General features: G+C 75.2%; 21 protein-coding genes. 8 read left to right on the forward strand and 13 right to left on the reverse strand.

What is annotated here, in order from left to right:
* Positions 1-174: 174 nt before the first annotated feature.
* Complete coding sequence (locus tag ACI783_RS18535; protein WP_457141815.1) at positions 175-1,509, reverse strand: glycoside hydrolase family 6 protein; 1,335 nt, start codon at positions 1,507-1,509, stop codon at positions 175-177.
* A gap of 290 nt (positions 1,510-1,799) precedes the next feature.
* Here ACI783_RS18535 and mbhE point away from each other — a divergent pair, with 290 nt between their 5' ends.
* Genes mbhE through mnhG form a run of 6 tightly spaced genes read left to right on the forward strand, consistent with a single transcriptional unit; the run spans position 1,800 to position 7,563 of the window.
* Positions 1,800-4,595 (forward strand): hydrogen gas-evolving membrane-bound hydrogenase subunit E, encoded by a 2,796-nt coding sequence (mbhE, locus tag ACI783_RS18540; protein WP_457141816.1) that lies wholly within the window; start codon positions 1,800-1,802, stop codon positions 4,593-4,595.
* A complete protein-coding gene (locus ACI783_RS18545) occupies positions 4,592-5,008 on the forward strand; it encodes a sodium:proton antiporter (protein ID WP_457141817.1) in 417 nt (138 codons plus the stop codon). Before mbhE ends, ACI783_RS18545 begins: the two co-directional genes overlap by 4 nt.
* The gene (locus ACI783_RS18550) at positions 5,005-6,543 is read left to right on the forward strand and encodes a monovalent cation/H+ antiporter subunit D family protein (RefSeq protein WP_457141818.1); all 1,539 of its coding nucleotides are present in this window, start codon (positions 5,005-5,007) and stop codon (positions 6,541-6,543) included. Before ACI783_RS18545 ends, ACI783_RS18550 begins: the two co-directional genes overlap by 4 nt.
* Entirely contained in the window at positions 6,540-6,962 is a 423-nt protein-coding gene (locus tag ACI783_RS18555) for a Na+/H+ antiporter subunit E (protein ID WP_457141819.1), read from the forward strand. Before ACI783_RS18550 ends, ACI783_RS18555 begins: the two co-directional genes overlap by 4 nt.
* On the forward strand, positions 6,962-7,216 hold the full coding sequence (locus ACI783_RS18560) for a monovalent cation/H+ antiporter complex subunit F (RefSeq protein WP_457141820.1): 255 nt from the start codon (positions 6,962-6,964) through the stop codon (positions 7,214-7,216). The genes ACI783_RS18555 and ACI783_RS18560 overlap by 1 nt, the downstream gene beginning before the upstream one ends.
* Entirely contained in the window at positions 7,213-7,563 is a 351-nt protein-coding gene (gene mnhG, locus ACI783_RS18565) for a monovalent cation/H(+) antiporter subunit G (RefSeq protein WP_457141821.1), read from the forward strand. The genes ACI783_RS18560 and mnhG overlap by 4 nt, the downstream gene beginning before the upstream one ends.
* Before the next feature lie 134 nt (positions 7,564-7,697).
* Here the strand turns inward: mnhG and ACI783_RS18570 are convergent, their stop codons facing one another.
* The 7 genes from ACI783_RS18570 to ACI783_RS18600 all read right to left on the reverse strand — a co-directional run bounded on the left by ACI783_RS18570 (position 7,698) and on the right by ACI783_RS18600 (position 16,979).
* Entirely contained in the window at positions 7,698-9,431 is a 1,734-nt protein-coding gene (locus tag ACI783_RS18570) for a dipeptide ABC transporter ATP-binding protein (RefSeq protein ID WP_457141822.1), read from the reverse strand.
* Entirely contained in the window at positions 9,428-10,483 is a 1,056-nt protein-coding gene (locus tag ACI783_RS18575; RefSeq protein ID WP_457141823.1) for an ABC transporter permease, read from the reverse strand. The genes ACI783_RS18570 and ACI783_RS18575 overlap by 4 nt, the downstream gene beginning before the upstream one ends.
* 1 nt (position 10,484) lies before the next feature.
* The gene (locus tag ACI783_RS18580; RefSeq protein WP_457080168.1) at positions 10,485-11,582 is read right to left on the reverse strand and encodes an ABC transporter permease; all 1,098 of its coding nucleotides are present in this window, start codon (positions 11,580-11,582) and stop codon (positions 10,485-10,487) included.
* 104 nt (positions 11,583-11,686) lie between these two features.
* Entirely contained in the window at positions 11,687-13,324 is a 1,638-nt protein-coding gene (locus ACI783_RS18585; RefSeq protein WP_457141824.1) for an ABC transporter substrate-binding protein, read from the reverse strand.
* A 218-nt stretch (positions 13,325-13,542) separates the two neighbouring features.
* Complete coding sequence (locus ACI783_RS18590; protein ID WP_457141825.1) at positions 13,543-15,618, reverse strand: TPM domain-containing protein; 2,076 nt, start codon at positions 15,616-15,618, stop codon at positions 13,543-13,545.
* Positions 15,619-15,635: 17 nt separating this feature from the next.
* Entirely contained in the window at positions 15,636-16,085 is a 450-nt protein-coding gene (locus ACI783_RS18595) for a hypothetical protein (RefSeq protein ID WP_457141826.1), read from the reverse strand.
* A gap of 135 nt (positions 16,086-16,220) precedes the next feature.
* Positions 16,221-16,979 (reverse strand): VOC family protein, encoded by a 759-nt coding sequence (locus tag ACI783_RS18600; protein ID WP_457141827.1) that lies wholly within the window; start codon positions 16,977-16,979, stop codon positions 16,221-16,223.
* A 186-nt stretch (positions 16,980-17,165) separates the two neighbouring features.
* Between ACI783_RS18600 and ACI783_RS18605 the strand changes: the two genes are divergently transcribed.
* On the forward strand, positions 17,166-17,525 hold the full coding sequence (locus ACI783_RS18605) for a Rieske (2Fe-2S) protein (RefSeq protein WP_457141828.1): 360 nt from the start codon (positions 17,166-17,168) through the stop codon (positions 17,523-17,525).
* 45 nt (positions 17,526-17,570) lie between these two features.
* On the opposite strand, the gene ACI783_RS18610 is transcribed toward ACI783_RS18605, so the two are convergent.
* From ACI783_RS18610 to ACI783_RS18630, 5 genes are all read right to left on the reverse strand, one after another.
* A complete protein-coding gene (locus ACI783_RS18610; RefSeq protein ID WP_457141829.1) occupies positions 17,571-18,389 on the reverse strand; it encodes a MetQ/NlpA family ABC transporter substrate-binding protein in 819 nt (272 codons plus the stop codon).
* Between the two features lie 35 nt (positions 18,390-18,424).
* The gene (locus tag ACI783_RS18615; RefSeq protein WP_457141830.1) at positions 18,425-19,081 is read right to left on the reverse strand and encodes a methionine ABC transporter permease; all 657 of its coding nucleotides are present in this window, start codon (positions 19,079-19,081) and stop codon (positions 18,425-18,427) included.
* Complete coding sequence (locus ACI783_RS18620; protein WP_457141831.1) at positions 19,078-20,169, reverse strand: methionine ABC transporter ATP-binding protein; 1,092 nt, start codon at positions 20,167-20,169, stop codon at positions 19,078-19,080. Before ACI783_RS18620 ends, ACI783_RS18615 begins: the two co-directional genes overlap by 4 nt.
* 337 nt (positions 20,170-20,506) lie before the next feature.
* A complete protein-coding gene (recR, locus tag ACI783_RS18625) occupies positions 20,507-21,106 on the reverse strand; it encodes a recombination mediator RecR (protein WP_457080149.1) in 600 nt (199 codons plus the stop codon).
* Positions 21,107-21,173: 67 nt separating this feature from the next.
* Positions 21,174-21,524 (reverse strand): YbaB/EbfC family nucleoid-associated protein, encoded by a 351-nt coding sequence (locus tag ACI783_RS18630; RefSeq protein WP_457141832.1) that lies wholly within the window; start codon positions 21,522-21,524, stop codon positions 21,174-21,176.
* Positions 21,525-21,590: 66 nt separating this feature from the next.
* Here ACI783_RS18630 and ACI783_RS18635 point away from each other — a divergent pair, with 66 nt between their 5' ends.
* The gene (locus ACI783_RS18635) at positions 21,591-22,829 is read left to right on the forward strand and encodes an MFS transporter (protein ID WP_457141833.1); all 1,239 of its coding nucleotides are present in this window, start codon (positions 21,591-21,593) and stop codon (positions 22,827-22,829) included.
* The last annotated feature ends 206 nt before the right edge of the window (positions 22,830-23,035 follow it).

Consider the following 23,035-nt stretch of genomic DNA (forward strand, 5'->3'; position numbering starts at 1 on the left):
CCCCCCCCCCCCCCCCCCCCCCCCCCCCCCCCCCCCCCCCCCCCCCCCCCCCCCCCCCCCCCCCCCCCCCCCCCCCCCCCCCCCCCCCCCCCCCCCCCCCCCCCCCCCCCCCCCACGACCGTGCCCGCGGGAGCCGGCCGCCCCGCGCCAGGGGCGGGGCGGCCGGGGACCTGCTCAGCGCAGCGGCGGGACCGCCAGCTGCGCCAGCTCCAGCGCCTGCTCCGGGAACCAGGCCCCGGCGGCGGGGTCGACGATGCCGCCCCACTCCGGGTCGGTGGTCGACCCGGCGATGCCGCGGTTGCACTGCCCGTCGGACTGCCCCGGCGTCTTGACCCACAGGTGCGCGTCCAGCAGCGGGAACTCCGCGGCCGGCTGCGCCTCCGGCCGCGGGCCGAGACCCCGCGCCGGCGGGTTGCACCAGGTCTGCGGGTCCGGGTAGGCGGTGTCCGGCTCCCACGGGCCCTGGCCGTTGCGGCTGGTGTCGACGACGAAGTGGGCGGTGGGGTCGAGCTCGCCGAGCTGCTGGGCGTAGCGGCTGTTCACCCCCGCGGTGTTGGCCACCGGGTCGGCTGCGGTGTCGCTCCACTGCTGCATCGGGTCCAGCTCCACGCCCTGGAAGTCGTTGGCCGGCCCGCCGCTCCAGTACTGGCTGCCGCACTCCCCCGACGGGAGGGCGGCGACGGTGATCAGCGTCAAGCAGGAGGAGATCCAGGTGCCGTACTGCTGCAGGTTGGCCGTGTACTGGTAGTTGGAGACGTTGAGCGCGAAGCCCTGGAACTGCTCGACCTGGGCAGCGGCCAGCCGCTCGGCGATGTCGCCGACGGCGTGCCAGCCGACGTGGCCGGCGTCCAGGTACACCAGCGCTGCCGGGTTCGCGCGCTCGATCGCCGCGGCGGCGTAGGCGATGTCGGCCAGCCGGCCCTCGTCGGTGGGCGCGGTGCCCTCCGGGTAGGTGCCGGGCGGGCAGTCACCGGGCATCAGCGCCAGCCCGTCGGGCTCGATGACCACGGTGATCTGCTGCCCCTTGCGCAGCCCGGCGGCGAAGCCGTCGACCCAGGCGCGGTAGGCCGCGTCGTCGGCCGCCCCGCCGGAGCTGTACTGCGAGCAGTCGCGGCCGGGGACGTTGTAGACGACGAAGGTGGGCACGGTCTTCGTCGCGGTGGCCAGCGTCACCGCGCGGCGCACCTCGTGCCGCACCTCCTTCGGGGTGCCGTCGGTGAACCAGGTGGCCTGCGGGGTGGCGGCCTCGCGTGCGATGAGCTCGGCGTCGGCGAAGCGGTGCTGCTCCACCAGGTCGACGGTCTGCCGGACGGCGCCGGGGTCGGGCACCGGGGTGGTGAAGCGGGTGCCGGGGGCCAGCGGAGGGGCCGGGGCCGGCGCCGTGGTCACCGGGCCGGAGCCGGCCGGCGGGGCCGCGGCGGCCGGACCGGCCACCGCGAGCGGGCCGACCGCGATCACCGCGGAGACGGCCAGCAGCGCCGCACGTCGGCAGCGGGGAGTCGAGAACATCGTCGTCCTGTCGTCGGAGGACCCACGGCGAGCACCGTGGGAGCGCTCTCACTCCGGTGCACAAGGATGAGCGTTCGGTGTGGGAGCGGTCACACTCTGCCCCCGGGAGCCCGCCGACGCAAGACGTCTGCGTTCCGGAACGTCGCCGATCTCGAGCGCCTCGCGCCCGACTGCGAGCAACCCTGCGCCCGGCTCCCGGCCTGCCGGGCCCGGCCGCAGCCCCTAGATTCGGGCGAGGTGTGCCGGGAAGTCTGGTCGGCAGTCCCGTTCGCGACCCCTGGAGCCGCCCGGTGAGCCTGCTCGTCGCCCTCGGGCTGCTGCTCGCCCTGTCCGCGCTCGCCCCCCTGCTCGCCCGCCGACTGGGGCGCGCCACCGGGTACGTGCTGGCTGTCGGGTTCCTGCTGGTCGGCGGGGTGCTGCTCACCCACACCCGAGCGGTGCTGGCCGGCTCGGTGGTCGAGTGGTCGGCGGAGTGGCTGCCCAGCCTGGGCGTCTCGCTCACCCTGCGGCTGGACGGCGTCTCGCTGGTCTTCAGCCTGATCGCGCTCGGCGTCGGCGCCCTCGTGCTGGCCTACTGCCCGCACTACATCGACGAGGAGGACGCCCACGGGCCGCTCTACCCGCTGCTGACCTTCTTCGCCGCCGCGATGGTCGGGCTGGTGCTGGCCGACGACATGGTGGTGCTGTACCTCTGCTGGGAGCTGACCACCCTCTGCTCGTTCGCCCTCGTCTCCACCGCGGGCACGCCGGCGACCCGGGCCGCCCGGCAGGCCCTGCTCGTCACCGTCGCCGGAGGGCTGGCGCTGCTGGCCGCCGTGGTGCTGGTCTCGGTGACCGCGGGCACCACCCGGCTGTCCGCCGTCCTCGCCGATCCCGCCGTGGTGCTCGACTCCCCGGTGGCGCTGCCCGTCGGGGTGCTGCTGGCGGTCGCCGCGTTCACCAAGTCGGCCCAGCTGCCGGTGCACTTCTGGCTGCCCGGCGCGATGGTCGCGATGACGCCGGTGAGCGCCTACCTGCACGCGGCGACCATGGTGAAGGCGGGCATCTACCTGCTGATCCGGTTCAGCCCGCTGTACGCCGACGAGCCGGCCTGGCAGGCGACCCTGATCGTGGTCGGCCTGACCACCGCGGTGGTCGGGGCGGTGATGGCGCTGCGCGAGCACGACCTCAAGGCGGTGCTGGCCCAGTCGACGGTCAGCCAGCTGGGCCTGCTGGTGGCGGCGATCGGCGTGGGCACCGCCGAGGCGCTCGCCGCGGCGCTGCTGCACACGGTGGCGCACGCGCTGTTCAAGGCCACCCTGTTCATGCTGGTCGGGATCATCGACGAGGAGACCGGCCGCCGCGACGTGCGCGAGCTGTCCGGGCTGCGTCGGGTGATGCCCTGGACGGCGGCCTTCACCGGTCTGGCGGCGCTGTCGCTGGCCGGGGTGCCGCCACTGCTGGGGTTCGTCAGCAAGGAGTACCTGTTCGCCGCCTTCCTCGACACCGAGCTGGCACCCTGGGCCGGTCCGGTCGCCGCGTCCGCGGCGGTGCTCGCCTCCGCGTTCACCGTGGCCTACAGCGCGCGCATCGTGTACGGCGCGTTCGGCGGGGGCGCCACCGAACCGCCGGACCTGCACGAACCGGCGCCGGCCTTCCTGGCCCCGGCCGCGGTGGCCGCAGTCGCCGGCCTGCTGCTCGGCCCGGCCGTCGCGCTGCTGGACCCGCTGGTGGACGCCGCCACCGGCGCCGCCCTGCCCGGCGGGGAGCCCCCGGAGGTCTACCTGTGGCACGGGTTCACGCCCGAGCTGGGCATGTCCGCGGTCACCCTCACCGCGGGGCTGCTGATGTTCTGGCGGCGGGACGCCGTGGACCGGGTGCTGCAGCGGATGCGCCTGCCCGACGGCAGCGAGCTGTTCGAGCGCGCGCATGCCGGGCTGCTCGCCGCGGGTGCCGCCGTCGGCCGCCCCGACCGGGTGCCCGTCCTCGCCGCCCACCTGGCCCGCCCGGTGCTCGGGCTGCTCGTGCTGGCCGGGGTGGGTGTCGCCGCCCTCGGCGAGCTGCCCCCGCGGGCCGGCAGCTCGGAGCCGGTGGAGTGGCCGCTGCTGGTGCTGCTGGCCCTGGCGCTGGCCGGGGCGGTCGCCACCGGGTCGGCCCTGGTGCTGATCGGCCTGGTCGGCCTGGTCGGGCTGCTCGTCTCGGTGTGGTTCGTGCTCGCCGGCGCCGTCGACGTGGCGATCACCCTGCTGCTGGTGGAGGTGCTCAGCGGGGTGGTGGTGGTGCTCGTCCTGCGCGGCACCCCGGTCGGGCTCCCGCGGAGCGGGCCGGCGCGCCGCGGGCCGGCCGCGCCCCTCGCCGTCGGGGTGGGGCTGGCCGGTGCCGGGGCCACCGCCGCGTTGACCGGCCGCCGCGACCTCTCCCCCGCGGGGGAGTTCTACCTGACCCGGGGCGAGGAGCTCACCAGCGGGGAGAACGTGGTGAACACCGTCCTGGTCGACTTCCGCGGGCTGGACACGCTCCTGGAGTCCCTGGTCGTGGGCGTGGCCGCGCTCGGGCTGCTGGTGCTGCGCGCCCGGGCCGGCACCGCGCGCCCACCGGCCAGCGGGGTCCGGGACTCCATCGCCGGCACCGGCACCCCCACCGAGGACGTCGTGCTGCGGGTCAGCACCCGGCTGCTGGTGCCCGGCATGCTGGCCCTCTCCGCCTTCCTGCTCTGGCGCGGGCACGACGCCCCCGGCGGCGGCTTCATCGCTGCCCTGGTGGCCGGCGTCGCGGTGACGCTCCAGCGGCTCGTCCTCGGTCCGTACCAGCGGCTGGGGCGCGCGCTGCGGGCCCGGCCGCTGGTCGGGGCCGGCGTGCTCGTGCTGCTCGGCGTGGCCCTGCTGCCGCTGCTGTGGGGCGCCCCGCCGCTGCAGCCCTTCGAGGTGCCGGGCCTGTACGCGCTGGGCATCGGCTCCTCGCTGGTCTTCGACGCGGGCGTGTACCTGCTGGTGATCGGGCTGGTCACCGCCACCGTCGACACGCTCGCCGACCGGGCCTCCGGCGACGACGGGGGCCGCACACCCGCCACCGGCGCCGAGGCCACGGTCGCCGGGGGCGCCCGGTGACCGCCGCGGTGGCGGTCGGGCTGCTGATGGCCGCCGGGGTGTACCTGGTGCTGCAGCGCACCCTGCTCCGGGTGGTGGTGGGCTTCGTGCTGCTCGGGCATGCGGTGAACCTGCTGCTGGTCTCCGCCGGTGGCCCCCACCGGCGCGGGCTGCCGCTCGCCGGCCAGGGCGGTGACGAGCCGGCGGCGGACCCGCTGCCGCAGGCGTTCGTGCTGACCGCGATCGTGATCACCTTCGCCATCACCGTCTACCTGCTGGGCCTGGCCCGGGCCGGCCGGGTGCAGCCGGAGGACGACGGCACGTCGGCCGACCGCAGCACCGCGGAGGCAGGCGTCCCGGTCGACGTCGCCCCCGACCCGGCCGACGACCCCGCGCCGGACGTGGCCGGCGACGACGCGGACGGCCCCCGGTGAGCGCGCTGCTGGCCGCCCCGGTCCTCGGGCCCCTCCTCACCGCCGGCCTGCTGCTCCTGCTGGGCCGGCGCCGGCCGGGGCCCTCCCCGGTCGACCGCGCGGTGGGGCTCGCGGTGGCCGCCGCGGTGGTGGTGGTGGCCGCGGTGCTGCTGGCCGGCGCGCTCGACGGTGACGTCCCGGTGCTGCGCGTCGCCGGGTGGCCGTCGGTCATCGCAATCACCTTCGCCGCCGATGCGCTCAGCGCCCTCGTGCTGCTGCTGACCTCGGTCGTCGTCCTGCTCGGCCTGGTGTACGCGATCGGCACCGGTGAGGACGACGCCCCGCTGACGGTGCCGCTGGTGCTGGTCATGTCCGCCGGCGTCTCCGGTGTGCTGCTCACCGCCGACCTGTTCAACCTGTTCGTCTTCGTCGAGGTGATGCTCGTCCCCAGCTACGTGCTGGTGGCGCTGGGCCGGGATCGGCAACGGGTGGCCGGCAGCCGGCTCTACGTCACGGTGAACCTGCTCGCCTCGACGGTGTTCCTGGCCGGCACCGGCCTGCTCTACGGGGTGGCCGGCACCGTGCAGCTCGGCGAGCTCGCCGGGGTGGCCGCGGCCGGCACCCCGGCCGCGCTCGCCGCCGGGGTGGCGATGCTCGCGATGGCGGTGAAGTCGGCGGTCGTGCCGTTCCACAGCTGGGTGCCCGGCTCCTACGCGGTGACCGGGCCGGCGGTGACCGTGCTGTTCTCCGGACTGCTCACCAAGGTCGGGCTGTACGTGCTGTTCCGGCTCTACGCCGTGCTGTTCGACCGTGACCCGGACCTGCGCTGGCTGCTGCTGACCGCCGCCGTCCTGACCATGGTGGTCGGGGTGCTCGCCGCGGTCGGGGAGGGCAGCGTGCGGCGGGTGCTGATCTCGCACATGGTCAGCCAGATCGGCTACGTGGTGGTGGGGCTGGGGCTCGCGACGCTCGCCGGGCTCACCGCGGCGCTGTTCTTCCTCGTCCAGTACGTCCTGGTCAAGGCCGCGCTGTTCATGGTGGGCGGCGCGCTCCGGACCCGGTACGGCACCGACTCCCTGCACGACCTCGGCGGGCTGGTGCACCGTGAGCGGCTGCTCGCGGTCGCGTTCGGTGGCTCGGCGCTCGCCCTCGTGGGCATCCCGCCGACGTCCGGGTTCGTCGGCAAGCTGCAGCTGGCCACCGCCACGGCGGCCGAGGGCGCCTGGTGGGTGCTGGCGGCGCTGCTCGCGGTCAGCCTGATCACCCTCGTGTCGATGCTGAAGGTGTGGAACGGCGTCTTCTGGGCCTCGGCCGAGGACGGTCCGCCGCAGCGGGTCGACGGGCCCGAGCTGGCCGGGGACGGTCCGGGCGGCACGACCACCCGGACCCGTCCGGGCCGCGGCGCACGGGCCGCCCTCGTCGGACCGCCACTGCTGCTGGCCGCGGGCGCGCTGGTGCTGGGCATCTGGGCCGAGCCCCTGCTGCAGGCCGCGGAGGCGGCCGCCGCGGGCCTGGTCGACCCCGCCGGCTGGGTGGCGGCGGTGACCGGCCGGTGAACGAGGTCGTGCGCACCCTGCGGCACGCGGGCCGGCTGGCCGCCTTCGCCGTCCACTACGCCGGGCGCTTCCTGCGGGCCAACCTGCAGGTGGCCCGGGAGATCGTCACCCCGGGCACCGGCGTCACCCCCGCCGTCCTCCGGCTGCACCTGGCGGGGCGGACCGACCTGGAGGTCGCGTCCTTCATCGCCCTGGTCGGGCTGACCCCCGGCACGCTGGTGATCGCCTCGACGGACCGGCGGCCCTCCGGGGGCGGTGTCGAGGTGGCCGTGCACACGATGCACGTCCCGGACGTGGCCGCGACCCGGGCCGAGCTGTACCAGCTGGAGGACCGGATGCTGACCGCCTGGCGGCGCAGCGGGCAGGTGCCCGACCGGGCCTCCGGGCCGGGCGCCGCTCCGGATCGGGAGGAGAGCTGATGGTGCTGGACGCGGCGCTGGCGGTGCTCGCGCTGTCCCTGCTGGCGGCCGTGGGGCGGGTCGTCCTCGGCCCGACCGACGCCGACCGGGTCCTCGCGGTCGACTTCGGCTTCGCGGTGACGCTGTGCGCGGTCGCCGTCCTCTCCGTGCGGATGCGGGCGCCCGCGCTGCTCGACCTGGTCCTGGTCGGCACGCTGGTCGGTTTCCTGACCACCGTCGCGCTGGCCCGGCTGGTCGCGAGGCGGTCCCGGTGAGCGCCCTGGGTGACGTGGTCCTGCTGGCCGGGGTGGCGCTGGTGGCCATCGCCGCCCTCGGGCTGCTCCGGCTGCCCGACGTCTACAACCGGACCAACGCCGTGACCAAGGCCGCCAGCCTGGGCCTGGTCCTCGTCCTGCTCGGGGTGGCGCTGCGCACACCGGACACCGGCGCGGTCGTCGTCCTGCTGGTGGCGGCCGTGCTGCAGCTGTTCACCGTGCCGATCGCCGGCTTCGAGGTGGGCCAGGCGGCCCGCCTCACCGGCGCCCCGCTGACCGACCGCACGCACACCGACGAGCTGGGCGTGGGCGACCGGGAGCCGGAGGAGGACCCCCGCTCCCGCTGACCCCCCGCCCGCCCACGATCAGCTGAGCTCACCGCCGGTGCTCCTGGCTCACCTCCTGAGCTGAGCCAGGAGCGAGCACGATCAGCCCACCTGATCCCCCGGAGCGACCGCGCGCGGCTGGACCGGCGGCTGGCTCAGGCGTCGGCGCGCAGCCGCTCCCACTCGGCGCGGCGGCCGGCCTGCTGGTCGGGGTCGGGCACCGGCAGCGAGGCCAGCAGCCGACGCGTGTAGGCGTGCTGCGGCGCCCCGAGCACCTCCGCGCCCGTCCCCTCCTCGACCAGCCGGCCACGCAGCAGGACCGCGATCCGGTCGGCCAGCAGGTCGACGACGGCGAGGTCGTGGCTGATGAACAGCGCGGCGAACCCCAGCTCCCGCTGCAGGTCGGCGAACAGCTCCAGCACCCGGGCCTGCACCGAGACGTCCAGGGCCGAGGTCGGCTCGTCGGCGATGAGCAGCTCCGGGTCCAGCGCGAGCGCGCGGGCCAGGCTGGCGCGCTGCCGCTGCCCGCCGGAGAGCTCGTGGGGGTACCGGTCGCCGAAGGCCTTGGGCAGCTGCACCGCCTCCAGCAGCTCGTCGACCCGCCGGCGGGCGGCGCGGGGGTCCTTGGCCCGCTTGTGCACCACCAGTGGCTCGGCCACCGCGTCGGCGATGGTGAGCAGCGGGTTGAAGCTGGTCGCCGGGTCCTGGAAGACGAAGCCGATCCGCTCGCGGACGGGGCGGAAGGTGCGCTCCCTCATCCCGTTCATCTCCGTGCCCAGCACCTGCAGCGACCCGCCGCTGACCTTGGTCAGGCCGGCGATCGCCCGCCCGATCGTGGTCTTGCCGCTGCCGCTCTCGCCCACCAGCCCGAGCACCTCGCCGGGGCGGATGGCGAAGCTGACGCCGTCGACGGCGGTGAAGTCCGGCTTGCGCAGCCGGCCCGGGTAGACGATCCGCAGGTCCCGTGCCGAGACCACGGGGGTGGTCTCGGCCCAGCCCGGCGCGCGCTGCTCGGCGCGCGCCCGCGCGTTCACCGATCCACTGCCCAGCCGCGGGACGGCGGCCAGCAGCTGCTGGGTGTAGGGCTCCTTCGGCGCGGCGAAGAGGGTGCGGACGTCGGCCTGCTCGACCAGCTCGCCGCGGTACATGACCGCGACCCGGTCGGCGAGGTCGGCGACCACCCCCATGTTGTGGGTGATCAGCACGATCGCGGCGCCGAAGTCGTCGCGGCAGCGGCGCAGCAGGTCGAGGATCTCCGCCTGCACCGTGACGTCGAGAGCGGTGGTCGGCTCGTCGGCGACGATCACGCCGGGGTCGAGCACCAGCGCCTGGGCGATGACGATGCGCTGCTTCTGCCCGCCGGAGAACTGGTGCGGGTAGTGGTCGATCCGGGTCTCCGGGTCGGGGATGCCCACCCGGCGCAGCACGTCGATCGCCTTGGCCCGCGCCTCGGCCTTGCTGAGCTTGCCGTGCGCGCGCAGGCCCTCGGTGATCTGCCAGCCCACCGGGTACACCGGGTTGAGCGCCGTCGAGGGCTCCTGGAACACCATGGCGGCGTCCTGCCCGCGGACCTGCCGCAGCTGGCCGCCGGAGAGGGAGACGACGTCGTGCGAGCTGCCGCCGTCCCGGCTGCGCAGCACGACCGCGCCGCGCGCGGTCGCCGTCTCCGGCAGCAGCCCGAGGATGGTGCGGGCGGTGACCGTCTTGCCGCTGCCGCTCTCCCCCACGATGGCCAGCACCTCGCCGGCGGCGACCGTCAGCGACACGTCGCGCACGGCGGCCACCGTGCCGGCGTCGGTGGCGAAGGAGACGGCGAGGTCGCGGATCTCCACGACGGCTTCCCGGGAGGTGTCCCCGCTGCCCAGCCCGGTTGCGTTGGTGGTGGTCATGCCCGGTCTCCCCGTCCCTGGTCCTCGAGCCCGTCGACGCCGCCCGGCCCGGCGGTGAGCGCACCGCCGGGCACGGCGGCCACCTCGGCCAGCCCCTCGGGCTGCTGCTGGGCGGCCCGGCGGCGGGTGCGCAGCCGGGGGTCGGCCAGGTCGTTGAGGCTCTCCCCGACCAGCGTCAGCCCGAGCACGACCAGCACGATCGCCAGGCCCGGGAACAGCGAGGTCCACCAGATGCCGCTGGTGACGTCGGACAGCGAGCGGTTGAGGTCGAAGCCCCACTCGGCGGCCGACGTCGGCTCGATGCCGAAGCCGAGGAAGCCCAGCCCGGCGAGGGTGAGGATCGCCTCGGAGGCGTTCAGCGTCAGGATCAGCGGCAGCGTGCGGGTGGCGTTGCGCAGCACGTGGCGCAGCATGATCCGCCGGTTGCTGGCGCCGATCACCCGGGCGGACTCCACGAACGCCTCGGACTTGATCCGCACCGTCTCCGCGCGCACCACCCGGAAGTACTGCGGGATGAAGACCACGGTGATCGAGATCGCCGCGGCGAGGATGCCGTTCCACATGCTCGACCGACCACCGCTGATGACGATCGCCACGACGATCGCCAGCAGCAGCGGGGGGAAGGCGTACACCGCGTCGGCGATGACCACCAGCACCCGGTCCAGCCAGCCGCCGAAGTAGCCGGAGACCAGGCCCAGCAGCACGCCGAGCACCAGCGACAGCGCGATCGCGACGACGATGACGTACAGCGCCGTGCGGGAGCCCCAGATCACCCGGGACAGCACGTCGTAGCCGCCGACCGTCGTGCCGAGCCAGTGGTCGGCCGACGGCGACTGCTGCGCGCCGAAAGGGCCCTGCGCGTCGCGCAGCTGGCTGTACTCGTAGGGCGCCAGCAGCGGTGCCAACACCGCGGTCAGCACGAACACGCCGGCGAGGACCAGCCCGGCGACCAGCATGCCGCGCTGCAGGCCGACGCTCTGCCGCAGCTGGTGGACGACGGGCAGCTGCCGCCAGGTCCGGTGGCGGCCCGCGGGTGCGGCGGTGGTGGCCATCTCAGTACCTCACCCGGGGGTCGATGAGCGCGGCGATGACGTCGACGACGAAGTTGGTGACCGCGACGATGACCGCCAGCAGCGCCACGATCCCCTGCACGGCGACGAAGTCGCGGGCCTGCAGGTACTGCGCGAGCTGGAAGCCCAGGCCCTTCCACTCGAAGGTGGTCTCGGTGAGCACCGCGCCGGCCATGAGCATGGCGATCTGCATGCCGATGACGGTGATGATCGGGATCAGCGCCGGGCGGTAGGCGTGCTTGCGCAGCAGCCGGTACTCCCCGACGCCGCGCGAGCGGGCCGCCTCGACGTAGCCGCTGCCCAGCGTGCCGATGACGTTGGTGCGCACCAGCCGGAGGAAGACCCCGGCGGTGAGCAGGCCGAGGGCCACCGCGGGCAGGACGGCGTGCTGCAGCACGTCGCTGATGACGTCGGGGTCGCCGGTGCGGAGGGCGTCGACCAGGTAGATGCCGGTCTGCCCGTCCAGCCGCGACAGCTCGATCTCGGTGCGGGTGGAGGCCCGCCCGGCGACCGGGAGCCAGCCCAGCTGGACGGCGAACACGAGCTTGAGCAGCAGGCCGGCGAAGAAGACCGGGGTGGCGTAGCAGAGGATCGCGAAGACCCGCAGCATCGCGTCGGGGGCGCGGTCGCGCATGTAGGCGGCGAGCTGCCCCAGCGGGATGCCCACCACGAAGGCGACCAGCAGGGCGTAGAAGGCCAGCTCCAGGGTGGCGGCACCGAAGGTGGTGAGCACCTCGGTCACCGGGCGCCGGTCGCTGAGCGTGGTGCCGAAGTCGCCGCGGACGACGTTGCCCAGGTACTCGAGGTACTGGGTGAACAGCGGGCGGTCGTACCCGGCCTCCCGGATCCGCTCCTGCAGCTGGTCGGCCGGCAGCCGGCCGCCGAGCGCGGCGGTGATCGGGTCGCCGGTGGCGCGCATCAGGAAGAAGACGGTCGTCACCAGGATGAAGATCGTCGGGAAGATGAGCAGGAAGCGGACGAGGAGGTAGCTCCCCAGTCCGCCGCCGCTGCGCCGCCGGCGGCGCGCGGGTGGTGCGGCCGGCTCGGTGGCGTTCCCGGCCAGCTCGGAGGTCGTGGTCATCGCTCTCAGTCCATCAGGCGGCCGTCGGGGGACGGCCGGACGTGCCCGGCCCCGGGCGACCCGCGAGGTGCGGGGCGCCCGGGGCCGGGGGTGGTGCGGGGTGGTCAGCCCTTGGACAGGGCGCCGTACCGGAACTTGAACGACGCGTCCAGGGTGTCCTGGGCGCCGTCGACGTCGGTGCCGGTGACGGCCACCTGGGCGCCCTGCAGGTAGGGCACGGTCGACAGGTCGTCGGCCACCAGCTGCTGGATCTGCTCGATCAGCGCCTGCCGCTCGGCCGGGTCGGCCGTGGTCGCCTGCTGGATGATCAGCTCGTCGACCTGCGGGTCCGAGTAGTGGTTGCCCAGGAAGTTCTCCGTCTGGAAGAACGGCGTCAGGTAGTTGTCGGCGTCGGAGTAGTCCGGGAACCAGCCGAGCTGGTAGGCCGGGTAGACGTCGGCGGTGCGCTGCTCGGAGTACTGCGTCCACTCGGTGGTCTGCAGGTCGACGGCGAACAGCCCGGAGGACTCCAGCTGGTCCTTGATCAGGGCGTACTCGTCACCCGAGGACGGGCCGTAGTGGTCGTTGGAGTACTGCAGGTTGAGCTGCACCGGGGTCTCCACCCCGGCGGCCTCCAGCAGCTGCGCGGCGGCGTCGGCGTCCGGGCCGCCCTCGCCGTCGCCGTACTTCTCCCGGAGCGGCTCGATGGCGCCGGTGAGGCCCTCGGGCACGAAGGAGTAGAGCGGCGTGAAGGTGCCCTTGTAGACCTGCTCGGCCAGCTCCTCGCGGTCGATCAGGCTGGCGACGGCCTGGCGCACGGCGAGCGCCTTGGCCGGGTCGGCCTCCGGCGTGGTGGCGCCGTAGGGCTGGGTGTTGAAGTTGAAGACGATGTAGCGGATCTCGCCGCCGGGGCCGTCGACGACCTGGACGTCGTCGTTGCCGCGCAGGTCCTCGACGTCGGTGGCGCTCAGGCTGCGGAAGGCGACGTCGATGTTGCCCTCCTGCACGTCCAGCTTCAGGTTCGAGGCGTCGGCGTAGTAGCGGACGCTGACCTCGTCGGTCTGCGGGGCGCCGAGCAGGCCGTCGTAGCCGTCGAACGCCTCGTAGGAGACCAGGTTGTTCTGGTCGTAGTCGGTGATCGTGTACGGGCCGGCGAAGGCCTGGCCGTCGACGATCTCCTGGTCCGGGGTGAGCGCGTCGGCGGCGAAGACGTCCTCGTCGACGATCGGGCCGGCCGGGCTGGACAGGATCTGCGGGAAGACCTGGTCGTTCTCCGACTTCAGGTTGAACACCACGGTCTGCTCGTCCGGGGTCTCGATGCTGTCCAGGTTGTACAGCAGCGACGCCGGGCCGCTCTCGTCGTTGATCGCGATCACGCGGTCGAAGGAGAACTTGACGTCGGAGGAGGTCAGCTCGTTGCCGTTGGCGAAGGTGAGGCCCGGCTTCAGGGTGATCGTGTACTGCGTCGGCGAGGTGAACTCCGCGGACTCGGCGATGTCCGGCTCGACGTCCGGGCTGCCCAGCGGGGTGTTCATCAGGAACGGGTAGACCTGGTTCATCACGGCGAAGGAGCCGTTGTCGTACGAACCGGCCGGGTCGATCGTGGTGATCTTGTCGCTGGTCCCGATGATCAGCGAGTCGCCGCCGCCCCCACCGGAGCCGTCGTCACTGCCGCCACCGCACGCCGCCAGCGCGAGCGCCGTCGCCGTGATGCCCGCCGTCGCGACCAGCGCACGCCGGCCGCTCCTGGACACGGAGTTCATCCGCCACCTCGTTCTTGGTTCAGGCGGCCGGGTCGGCGCACAGGCGCCGACCCCCGGCCGCCTGTGGTCATGGGAGATGCATGACTAACACACCTGTCCCACCAGCCGGGACGGCGGGGGGTCACCTGTGATCGAGATGTGATCCCCCGGCCGTTCACCCGGGAGCTACGTCACGTCCACCGCCCGGCTCGAGGCCGGCCGCCTGCCGACCGGAGCGCTCAGAAGCTGCCGCCACCGCTGAAGCCGCCACCACCGAAGCTGCCGCCACCGCTGAAGCCGCCGCCACCGCCGCCGCCGCCGAAACCGCCCCCGTACCCGCCGCCGAGGCCGCCGAGCAGGAGCCCGCCGAGCATGCCGCCGGCCACGCCCCCGGCCACCCCGCCGCCGAACCCGCCGCGCCGGTAGCCCCCGCCGTACCCGCCACGGCCGTAGCCGCCCCCGTAGCCGCCGGACATGTAGTCCTCGACGTCCTGCTGGGCCTGGGCCAGCGCCTGCCGGGCGAGCGCATCGGCCCGCTGGGCCGATCGCAGCGCCGCGACCGGGTCGTCCGCCGCCGATCGCGAGGCGTCGTCCAGACTGCGGTCGGCCTCGGCGAGCCGGGTGCGGGCGACGCTGCCGACGGCGCCGCGGCGGGTGGCGATGAAGTCCTGGGCGACCGCGATGGAGGTGTCCGCCGCCCGCACCGCCTGCTGCAGGTGGGCGGCCGCGCGCTGCTGCTGCTGGCGGAGGTCCCGCGCCGGTTCGAGGGCAGCCTCCAACGCGAGATCGGCCTCGTCGAGCTGCCGCACGATCTCGAGCGGGTCGGGCAGCGCCCCGTCGCGTGGCTGCCACTGGGCGGTGGCCGCGGCGAGCGCGCTCTCCGCCCGGGCCAGCTGCTCCCGCAGGCCGGGGGTGTCCACACCCCGGCCGAGCAGCGCGTGCGCCTCGGCGATGTCCTTCTCGGTCTCCACGCGCACCGCGGTGAACCGGTCGCCCGCGGCGGCCAGCTCGCCGGCGACCCGGCCGACCGAGTCCAGCAGGGTGCGGGCCTGCGCCAGCGCGTCCTCGGCGGCGCGGACCGCCGGCACGGCCGCCGCCGTGCGCCCCTCGTCGAGCTCGGACCGGCCGTGCGCGAGCGCCTGCTCGGCGAGCTCCGCCCGCGCCTGCGCCTCGGCGACGTTGTCGGCGACCGGCGACCAGGCGCTCCGGGCGTACCGCTGCTGCAGCTGCTGGAGCGTGCGCTCGGCCTCGGGCAGCCGGGCGCGCACCGCATCGACGGTCGGCTGGAGCGCGGCCAACGCCTCGGGAGCGGACTCCTCCAGGTGCCGCAGCCGGGCGTAGGCCTCCGCCTGGTCGTCGAGCCGGGCGGACGCCGAGGCGGTGAGCTGCAGCAGCTCGGTGAGCATGCGGCGCTGGGTGGGCTCGTCCTCGGGGATGTCGTCGTCGAGTTCCTGGCGGATGCCGAAGGCACGGGACAGCTCTCCCTTGGAGGCGTCCAGCGCCTCCTGGAACCCGGCGACCGGCTGCTCGCCGTACTGCGACCGGGCGTAGGCGAGGTCGAGCTCGGAGGTCTTCACCGCCTCGTCCAGCGCCAGCAGCTCCTCGCTGGCCCGGAACATCAGCTGCTCGGTGGGCGTGCCGTGGTGCGGGTCGCGGGCGGCCGCCTCGGCGGCGGCGCGCTCCTCGGCCGCCCGCTGCTGGGCCGCCGCCTGCTTCTTGCGCTGGCGGCTGCGCACCAGGGCGTAGCCGCCGCCACCGACGACGGCGATGCCCACCAGCACCGCGAGCGCTCCCCCGCCGCCGCCATCGCCGCCGCCGGCGGCTCCCCCGGCGGTCGAGCCGGGCGACCCACCGCCGGTGCCGATCCCCTCGGCGAGGGTGACCGCGGCCCCGGCCCAGTCACCTGCACCCAGCTGCGGCTCCACGTCGCGGGTGACCAGCGTGGCGAACTCGGCCTCGGTCAGCGGGCTGTTGGGCCCCACCTCGAAGGCGGTGAACCCCTCGGTGGCCACCGCGAACAGTGCCTCGTTCGTGCCCAGCCCGGCCAGGTCGAAGGCCTGCTCGGCCCATTGGCCGCGGGGCAGCCCGTCGAAGGAGTCGACGTAGACGACGTAGAGCTGGGTGCCCTCCTCGGCCTGCAGCTCCTGCAGCGTCGACTCGACCTCCGCCTCCTCCGCGGGGCTGAGCACGTCGGCCTGGTCGACGAGCTGCTCGGTCGGGGCGAACGGCTCGACGGCGAGGGCCGGCCCGGCACCGAGCAGCACGCCGGCCGCACCGAGGACGCCGACGGTCAGGGATCGTACGGACGGGCGCATGTCCCCATCGTGGCTGATCAGGCTGTGACCGGCGTGCCGGGCTCCGCCGGCGGGTGCAGCCGCCGCTTGGCCACCGCGATGGGGACCTGCCCGACCAGCGCCGGCAGCACCCAGAAGACCGGGTTGCCGGTCTCGGCGATCAGCACTCCGGTGACCAGCGCGATGTAGGAGCCGCCGAGCAGGTGCGGCTGCCAGCTGCGCCAGCCGGACCAGTTCCGGCGGCGGGCCAGCGCCCCGGTGACCGCGAGCACCTCGGTGCCGACCGCCACCGGCACCAGCCAGCCCAGGCCGGGCGCCGTTCCCGCCAGGGCCACCGCCGAGACGGCCACCCCTGCGACAGCGGCCTGGTAGGCGCGGGCTGCTCCCCGCGCCCGGCGACCGGACCGCCGGGCGGCCAGCCATACCGGGCCGAGGAGCAGCCCGCCCACTCCCAGCAGGACGTGCGTCGACAGCAGGAGGTCGCGCATCGCACCGGTTCCCCTCGGGCCCGGCGCCGTGCCACGGTCCGGGGCCGGACCCGCCCGGCGGCGCCTGTCCCGACCCTGCCGGTCGCGGCCGGCGTCGGACAGGTGCCGGATGTCAGGTCCTGACCGGTGCGTCCGTCAGCCGCCGAGGTCCTGCATCACCGCGAACGCCGCACCCTGCGGGTCGGCGAGCACGGCGACCCGGCCGTACGGGGTGTCCTCGGCGGGCATCAGCGCCTTCCCGCCGCGGGACTCCACCGTGGCCACGGCGCTGTCGGTGGACGCGACGGCGAAGGCGGTCAGCCAGCCCCGCGGCAGGCCCTCGGTGACTCCGCCCAGCCCTCCCAGCGGCCGCTCGCCCGTCGCGAAGGTGCTGTACCCGCCGGCGTCCGGGATCTCCTCGAAGCGGAAGCCGAAGACCGCGGAGTAGAACTCCCGCGCCGCGCCCGGGTCGTCGACGGCGACCTCGTTCCAGACCAGCGAACCTGGCTCGTTGAACACCTGGACCCCGGTGGTGGTGCCGGCCTGCCAGAGCCCGAAGGTGTTGCCCTGCGGGTCGGCGACCAGCGCCATCCGGCCGGCCGGGCCGACGTCCATCGGCGGGGCGAGCACGCTCCCGCCGGCCGCCGTCACGCGTGCGGCCGTCGCGTCGGCGTCGTCGGTGGCGAAGTACGTCGTCCACCGTGGAGGGTCGGCCGGGTCCTGCTGGGGCCCCAGGCCGGCGGCCTCGTGCCCGTCCTTGAGGCACATCAGGTAGCCGCCGGAGTCGGGCCCCGGGTCGGCGTAGGTCCAGCCGAGCAGCGCCGCGTACAAGTCGCGGGCGGCGTCGACGTCGGGGACGCCCAGGTCGACCCAGCACGGGGTGCCGGGCGGCCAGGCGGTGTCGCGAGTGGGCATGTCTCCTCCTCGGGAAGGACTGCACTCGGTCGGACGGCCGAGGAGGCGACCGTCCCAACGGCCTCCGACGGTTCCGGGGCCCGCGGGACCCGGTCCACCGGCATCCCCGCGGAGGTCTCCCGTGTCGCTGCCGTGGGTAAGGAGCCGGGCACCCGCCGAGACCAGCCCTGAGAGCCGGAGGCCCCTGTGCCCGAACCCGATCGCGTGCCCGCCGCCGACCTGCCCCCGGGCGCCGTCCGCCCCGCCGGCTCCTGGGCGGTGGTCAACGCCGACGGGCGGCTGGCCGCCGTCTCGCGCCGCTGCCGGCACCAGCTGGGCGACCTCGCGCAGGGGACCGTCGACGCCGAGGGCTGCCTGGTCTGCCCGTGGCACCAGGCCCGCTACGACACCTCCACCGGGGAGATGGTCGCCGGCCCGCGCGGCTTCCTCGGCTGGCACGGGCCCACGCCGGGCTACACCACGCTGGTGCGCTGGTTCGGCCAGGTCGCCCGGCTGCGGGTGCGCCGGGCGGTCCGGCGAGGGGACGACGTCGTCGTCCAGGAGTGACCCCGTTCCGCCAGAATGGCCATTCTGGCGGAACGGGGCGGCGGGTCAGAAGGCCGGGATGACCGCGCCCTCGTAGGTGTCCTCGATGAAGGTGCGCACCTCGTCGGAGTGCAGCAGCTCCTCCAGCTGCTGGATCCGCTCGTCGTCCTCGTCGCCGGTGCGGACCACCAGCAGGTTGGCGTTGGGGTTGCCCTCGGCCTCCTCCAGCGCGAGCGCGTCCTCGGCCGGCACCAGGTCGGCGTCGATGGCGTAGTTGCCGTTGATCACCGCGGCGTCGACATCGGTCAGCGAGCGGGGCAGCTGGGCGGCCTCGATCTCGGTGATGGCGAGGTTCTTCGGGTTCTCCTCGATGTCCAGCGCGGTGGGTGCGGAGTCCCCGGTGTCGGCCAGGGTGATCAGGTCGTTGGCGGCCAGCAGGCGCAGCGCGCGGCCGGCGTTGGTCGGGTCGTTCGGGATCGCCACGGTCGCGCCGTCGGGCAGGTCGGCCAGGTCGGTCAGCGACTCCGAGTAGATGCCCAGCGGCTCGATGTGCACCGGCGCCAACGGGGTGAAGTCGTACCCGGCGCTGGCCTCCTGCTCCTCCAGGTAGGGGATGGTCTGGAAGTAGTTGGCGTCGATCGACCCGTCGTCCAGCGCCGTGTTGGGCTGCACGTAGTCGGTGAACTCGACGATCTCCAGGTCCAGCCCGGCGTCCTCGGCGAGCTCGTCGTCGATGTACCGCAGGATCTCCCCGTGCGGCACCGGCGAGGCGCCGACGCGCAACGGCTCGTCGGTGGACGACAGCTCGGCGTCGCCGCCTCCGCAGGCGGTGAGGGTCAGGGCGGTGGTGACCGCGGCGGCGGTCAGGGCCAGCTTCGAGCGCATGGGGTTCCTCTTCTGTTGTTCGGTGGGTGGGGGGGTCAGGCGTGGGCGAGGTGGCGGGCCCAGCGGTCGCCGGCCCACTGCAGGGCCTGGACGACGGCGAGCAGCACCACGACGGTGACCACGGTGATGTCGGTGCGGAACTGCTGGTAGCCGTAGCGGATGGCGAAGTCGCCGAGCCCGCCGCCGCCGATCGCCCCGGCCATCGCCGAGTAGCTGATGAGCGCGACGACGGTCACGGTGACGCCGGCGACCACCGACGGCAGCGCCTCGGGCAGCAGCACGGTGCGGACGACGTCCCGCCGGCGGGCGCCCATGGCGAGGGTGGCCTCGACCTTGCCGTGCGCCACCTCGCGCAGGCTGGTCTCGACCAGGCGGGCCAGGAACGGGACGGCGCCGATGGTGAGCGGCACGATGGTCGCCGTCGACCCGATCGTCGTCCCCACGATGCCGCGGGTGACCGGGGCGACCAGCACCAGCAGGATGATGAACGGCAGCGAGCGGCCCAGGTTGACCACCAGGCCGAGCAGCCGGTTGAGCATCGGGTGCGGGGCCAGCGCGCCCGGCGCGGTGACCGTGAGCAGCACCCCGAGCGGGACGCCGAGCAGCACGGTGAGCACGGTGGAGACCCCGACCATGTACAGGGTCTCGCCGGTGGCGTCGACCAGCTGGGGGGCGATCCGGTCCCAGTTCACCGCTGCACCTCCGGGGCGTCGGCGAGCTGCTGGACGTCGGGCGGCCCGTCGTCCTCGGGCTGGTCGTCGGCGCCCGGCATCCGGCGCTCCCCGGTGGGCACGGCCCGCTCGACCAGGGCGCCCTCGGCGCGCAGCCGGGTCAGCGCCGTGTCCAGCCGGCCGCCGTCGTCGCCCTGCACCCGCAGCACCAGCCGGCCGAACCGGCGGCCGGCGACGGACTCCACCGAGCCGCCGGCCACCTCGACCGACAGCCCCAGCTCCCCGGCGAGCACCCGCAGCACCGGCGCCTCGGGCGCGGCGTCGGTGACGGTGACCGCCACCAGGTCGCCGTCGGCGGTGGGGTCGACCGGCGGTGCGGGCACCAGCTGGGCGGCCAGCGGGGAGTCCGGGCGGGTGAGCACCTCGGCGAGCGGGCCGCCGTCGACCACCCGGCCGGCCGACATCAGGACGGCGCTGTCGCAGACGGCCTTCACCACGGCCATCTCGTGGGTGATCAGCAGCACGGTGAGGCCGAGCTCGGCGCGGACGGTGCGGAGCAGGTCGAGCACGCCGGCGGTGCTCCCCGGGTCCAGCGCGGAGGTCGCCTCGTCGCACAGCAGCACGCTGGGCCGGGCGGCGAGCGCCCGGGCGATGGCGACCCGCTGCTTCTGCCCGCCGGAGAGCTGCCCGGGCCGGGACCCGTGCCGGTCGGCCAACCCGACCAGGTCGAGCAGCTCGGCGACCCGCGCGCGGCGCTCGGCACGGCCCACGCCGGCCAGCTCCAGCGGGTGCTCGACGTTGCCGGCGGCGGTGCGGGAGTCGAGCAGGTGGAAGTGCTGGAAGATCATCCCGACGCTGCGGCGGGCCCGGCGGACGCCGTCGTCGTCGAGGTCGGTGAGCACCTGCCCGTCGACGGCGACCGTGCCCGAGGTCGGCCGCTCCAGCAGGTTCACCAGCCGGGCCAGCGTGCTCTTGCCCGAGCCGCTGGGGCCGACGACGCCGGCGAACTCGCCGCGGGCGACCGACAGGCTCACGCCGTCGACGGCGACCACCTCGCCGGCACCGCGGCGGGCGGGGAAGACCTTGCGGACGTCGGACAGCTCGATCATGGGGGCTGGGTCCTCGGGCAGGTGCGGGCGGTCGGGCACTGTTTCCCGGAGGCCGGCGTCGTCGCGCACGGCCGCCGTCCGGGAGCCTCTCCGAGGAGAGGGGGACGGCGCGGTGTCAGAGCGTGCTGGCGACGCGCATCAGGTCCACGGCGCGACGACGCGTCAGCGAACCCGGCTCGACCACCCGTCCAGAGTGCCAAGCCCCCGCGGCAGCCGCCACTTCCGAGACCCCGCTGTGATCGAACCCTCAACCATTCCCGGACCAGACCGACTTCTGCGATCTCGGAGGCTCACGGGCCAGGTGGCCACGAGATCGCAGGTCTCGGCACCAGCGCGGCTAGGCGTCGATGCGGCGGCGGCCCTCGAAGGCCCGGCCCAGGGTGACCTCGTCGGCGTACTCCAGGTCGCCGCCCACCGGCAGGCCGCTGGCCAGCCGGGAGACGGCCAGCCCGAGCGGCCCGACCAGCCGGGCGAGGTAGGCGGCCGTCGCCTCGCCCTCCAGGTTGGGGTCGGTGGCGATGATCAGCTCGGTGACCGTGCCGTCCATCAGCCGGGTCATCAGCTCCTTGACCCGCAGGTCGTCGGGGCCGATGCCCTCGATCGGGCTGATCGCGCCGCCCAGCACGTGGTAGCGCCCGCGGAACTCGCGGGTGCGCTCGATCGCGACGACGTCCTTGGGCTCCTCGACGACGCAGATGACGTCGAGCGACCGCCGCGGGTCGCGGCAGATCCGGCACTGCTCGCCCTCGGCGACGTTGTAGCAGGTCACGCAGAAGCGGACCTCGGCCTGCACCCGCTGCAGGGCCGCCACCAGCCGCCCCACGTCGGCCGACTCGGCGGCCAGCAGGTGGAAGGCGATGCGCTGCGCACTCTTGGGCCCGACGCCGGGCAGCCGCCCGAGCTCGTCGATCAGGTCCTGGACAGCGCCCTCGTACACGGTTCTCCTCGGGAAGGGCAGAGACAGGGGCGGGGCCCGGCCGCGGCCGGGGCCCCGCGGGGGTGGATCAGAAGCCGGGCAGGCCCAGGCCGCCGCCGCCACCGCCGCCGAGGCCGCCGGCCAGCGGTCCCATGGTGGAGGCGGTCAGGTCGCTGACGGCGCGCTGGGCGTCGCGGAGGGCGGCCACGACGAGGTCCTGCAGGGTCTCGACGTCGTCGGGGTCGACCGCGGCCGGCGCGATGGTCACCGCGGTGACCTCACCGCTGCCGGTCATCGTCGCGGTCACCAGGCCGCCACCGGCGGAGCCGGTCACCTCGGCCTGGGCGAGCTCCTCCTGCGCGGCGGCGAGCTGCTGCTGCATCTGCTGCGCCTGCTTGAGGATCTGCTGCATGTCGGGCTGGCGTCCGGGTCCGGGCATGCCCCCGAGAGTAGGTGCTGGGCGCCGGGTGCGACGGCCGGAGCAGCAGAGGGCAGGCTGACCGGCGTGCCGGGAGACCCCCTCGACGTCGCGCGCACCGGGCCGTACCGGCAGCTGGCGCTGATCGCGCTCACCCAGGTGCTGGCGCTGGCGGTGTGGTTCTCCGCCTCGGCGGTGCTGCCGTTGCTGCGCGCCGACTGGCGGCTGGGCACCGGCGGCGGCGTGGCGCTGACCGTCGCGGTGCAGCTGGGCTTCGTCGCCGGGGCGCTGACCTCGGCGGTCACCGGGCTCGCCGACCGGGTGCGCCCGGAGCGGCTGTTCGCCGCCGGCGCGCTCGGCTCGGCCGGCTGCACGCTGCTGGTGGCGACCGTGGCCGAGGGCCCGCTGGCGGGCGGGGCGCTGCGCTTCCTGACCGGCGCGGGTCTCGCGCTGGTCTACCCGATCGGCATGAAGCTGATGGCCTCGTGGTTCGGCGCGCGGGGCCGCGGGCTGGCGCTCGGCGTGCTGGTCGGGGCGCTGACCCTCGGGTCGCTGCTCCCCCAGCTGTTCGTCGGGCTGATCGGTGAGCGGTGGCGCGCGGTGCTGGCGGTCGCCGCCGGCTGCGGCGCGGTGGCCGGGCTGCTGGCGGTGGCGCTGCTGCGCGCCGGGCCGCACCTGGCGGTCGGCACTCCCCCGCGCGCGGCGCAGGCGCTGGACGGGTTCCGCGCGCCCCGCCCGCGGCTGGTGAACCTCGCCTACCTGGGCCACATGTGGGAGCTGTACGCGCTGTGGGCCTGGGCGGCCGCCTGGCTCACCGCCTCCCGCGCCGAGGTGGCGCCCGGGACGTCGGCGTCGGCGGTGGCGCTGCTCGCGCTGGTCGCCTTCGGCCTGTGCGGCGCGGCCGGCTGCGTGCTCGCCGGCTGGCTGGCCGGGCGGTGGGGGCGCGCACCGGTGGCCGCGGTGGCGGTGGCGACGAGCGGAGTGTGCTGCCTGCTGTCGCCGTGGGCCTGGTCGTGGCCGACGGCCGCGCTGGCGGTGTTCGTCTGCGTGTGGGGCGCGGCGGTGATCGCCGACTCGGCGATGTACTCGACGCTGCTCAGCGAGGTCGCGGACCGTCGCTGGGTGGGCACCGCGCTGACCGTGCAGACGGCCACCGGCTTCCTGCTCACCGTGGTGACGATCAGCGCGCTGCCCTACCTCGCCGAGCTGGTCACCTGGCGGTGGACGCTGGTGCTGCTGGCCGCCGGGCCGGTGGTCTCGGTGGTGGCGCTGGCCCGCTTCCGCGCGCTGGACGCCGGGCACCGACCGGCCGCTCGGACCGCGTGATCCGGCGCCACCGGGGCACCTGTCCGGCACGCTTGTGCTCTGCTCACCCCGGGTGAGCAGAGCACAAGGGCGGCCGGCGGTGGTCGCTCGGCGCGCAGTCGTGGGGGGGGGGGGGGGGGGGGGGGGGGGGGGGGGGGGGGGGGGGGGGGGGGGGGGGGGGGGGGGGGGGGGGGGGGGGGGGGGGGGGGGGGGGGGGGGGGGGGGGG

The sequence above is a fragment of the Modestobacter sp. SYSU DS0511 genome (genome assembly GCF_054050755.1).

Excerpts from the sequence above, each read along its gene's own strand:
- ACI783_RS18535 (WP_457141815.1), bottom strand. The coding sequence starts at position 1,509 with ATGTTCTCGACTCCCCGCTGCCGACGTGCGGCGCTGCTGGCCGTCTCC.
- ACI783_RS18560 (WP_457141820.1), top strand. The coding sequence starts at position 6,962 with ATGGTGCTGGACGCGGCGCTGGCGGTGCTCGCGCTGTCCCTGCTGGCG.
- ACI783_RS18570 (WP_457141822.1), bottom strand. The coding sequence starts at position 9,431 with ATGACCACCACCAACGCAACCGGGCTGGGCAGCGGGGACACCTCCCGG.
- ACI783_RS18575 (WP_457141823.1), bottom strand. The coding sequence starts at position 10,483 with ATGGCCACCACCGCCGCACCCGCGGGCCGCCACCGGACCTGGCGGCAG.
- ACI783_RS18580 (WP_457080168.1), bottom strand. The coding sequence starts at position 11,582 with ATGACCACGACCTCCGAGCTGGCCGGGAACGCCACCGAGCCGGCCGCA.
- ACI783_RS18585 (WP_457141824.1), bottom strand. The coding sequence starts at position 13,324 with ATGAACTCCGTGTCCAGGAGCGGCCGGCGTGCGCTGGTCGCGACGGCG.
- ACI783_RS18590 (WP_457141825.1), bottom strand. The coding sequence starts at position 15,618 with ATGCGCCCGTCCGTACGATCCCTGACCGTCGGCGTCCTCGGTGCGGCC.
- ACI783_RS18595 (WP_457141826.1), bottom strand. The coding sequence starts at position 16,085 with ATGCGCGACCTCCTGCTGTCGACGCACGTCCTGCTGGGAGTGGGCGGG.
- ACI783_RS18600 (WP_457141827.1), bottom strand. The coding sequence starts at position 16,979 with ATGCCCACTCGCGACACCGCCTGGCCGCCCGGCACCCCGTGCTGGGTC.
- ACI783_RS18610 (WP_457141829.1), bottom strand. The coding sequence starts at position 18,389 with ATGCGCTCGAAGCTGGCCCTGACCGCCGCCGCGGTCACCACCGCCCTG.
- ACI783_RS18620 (WP_457141831.1), bottom strand. The coding sequence starts at position 20,169 with ATGATCGAGCTGTCCGACGTCCGCAAGGTCTTCCCCGCCCGCCGCGGT.
- ACI783_RS18630 (WP_457141832.1), bottom strand. The coding sequence starts at position 21,524 with ATGCCCGGACCCGGACGCCAGCCCGACATGCAGCAGATCCTCAAGCAG.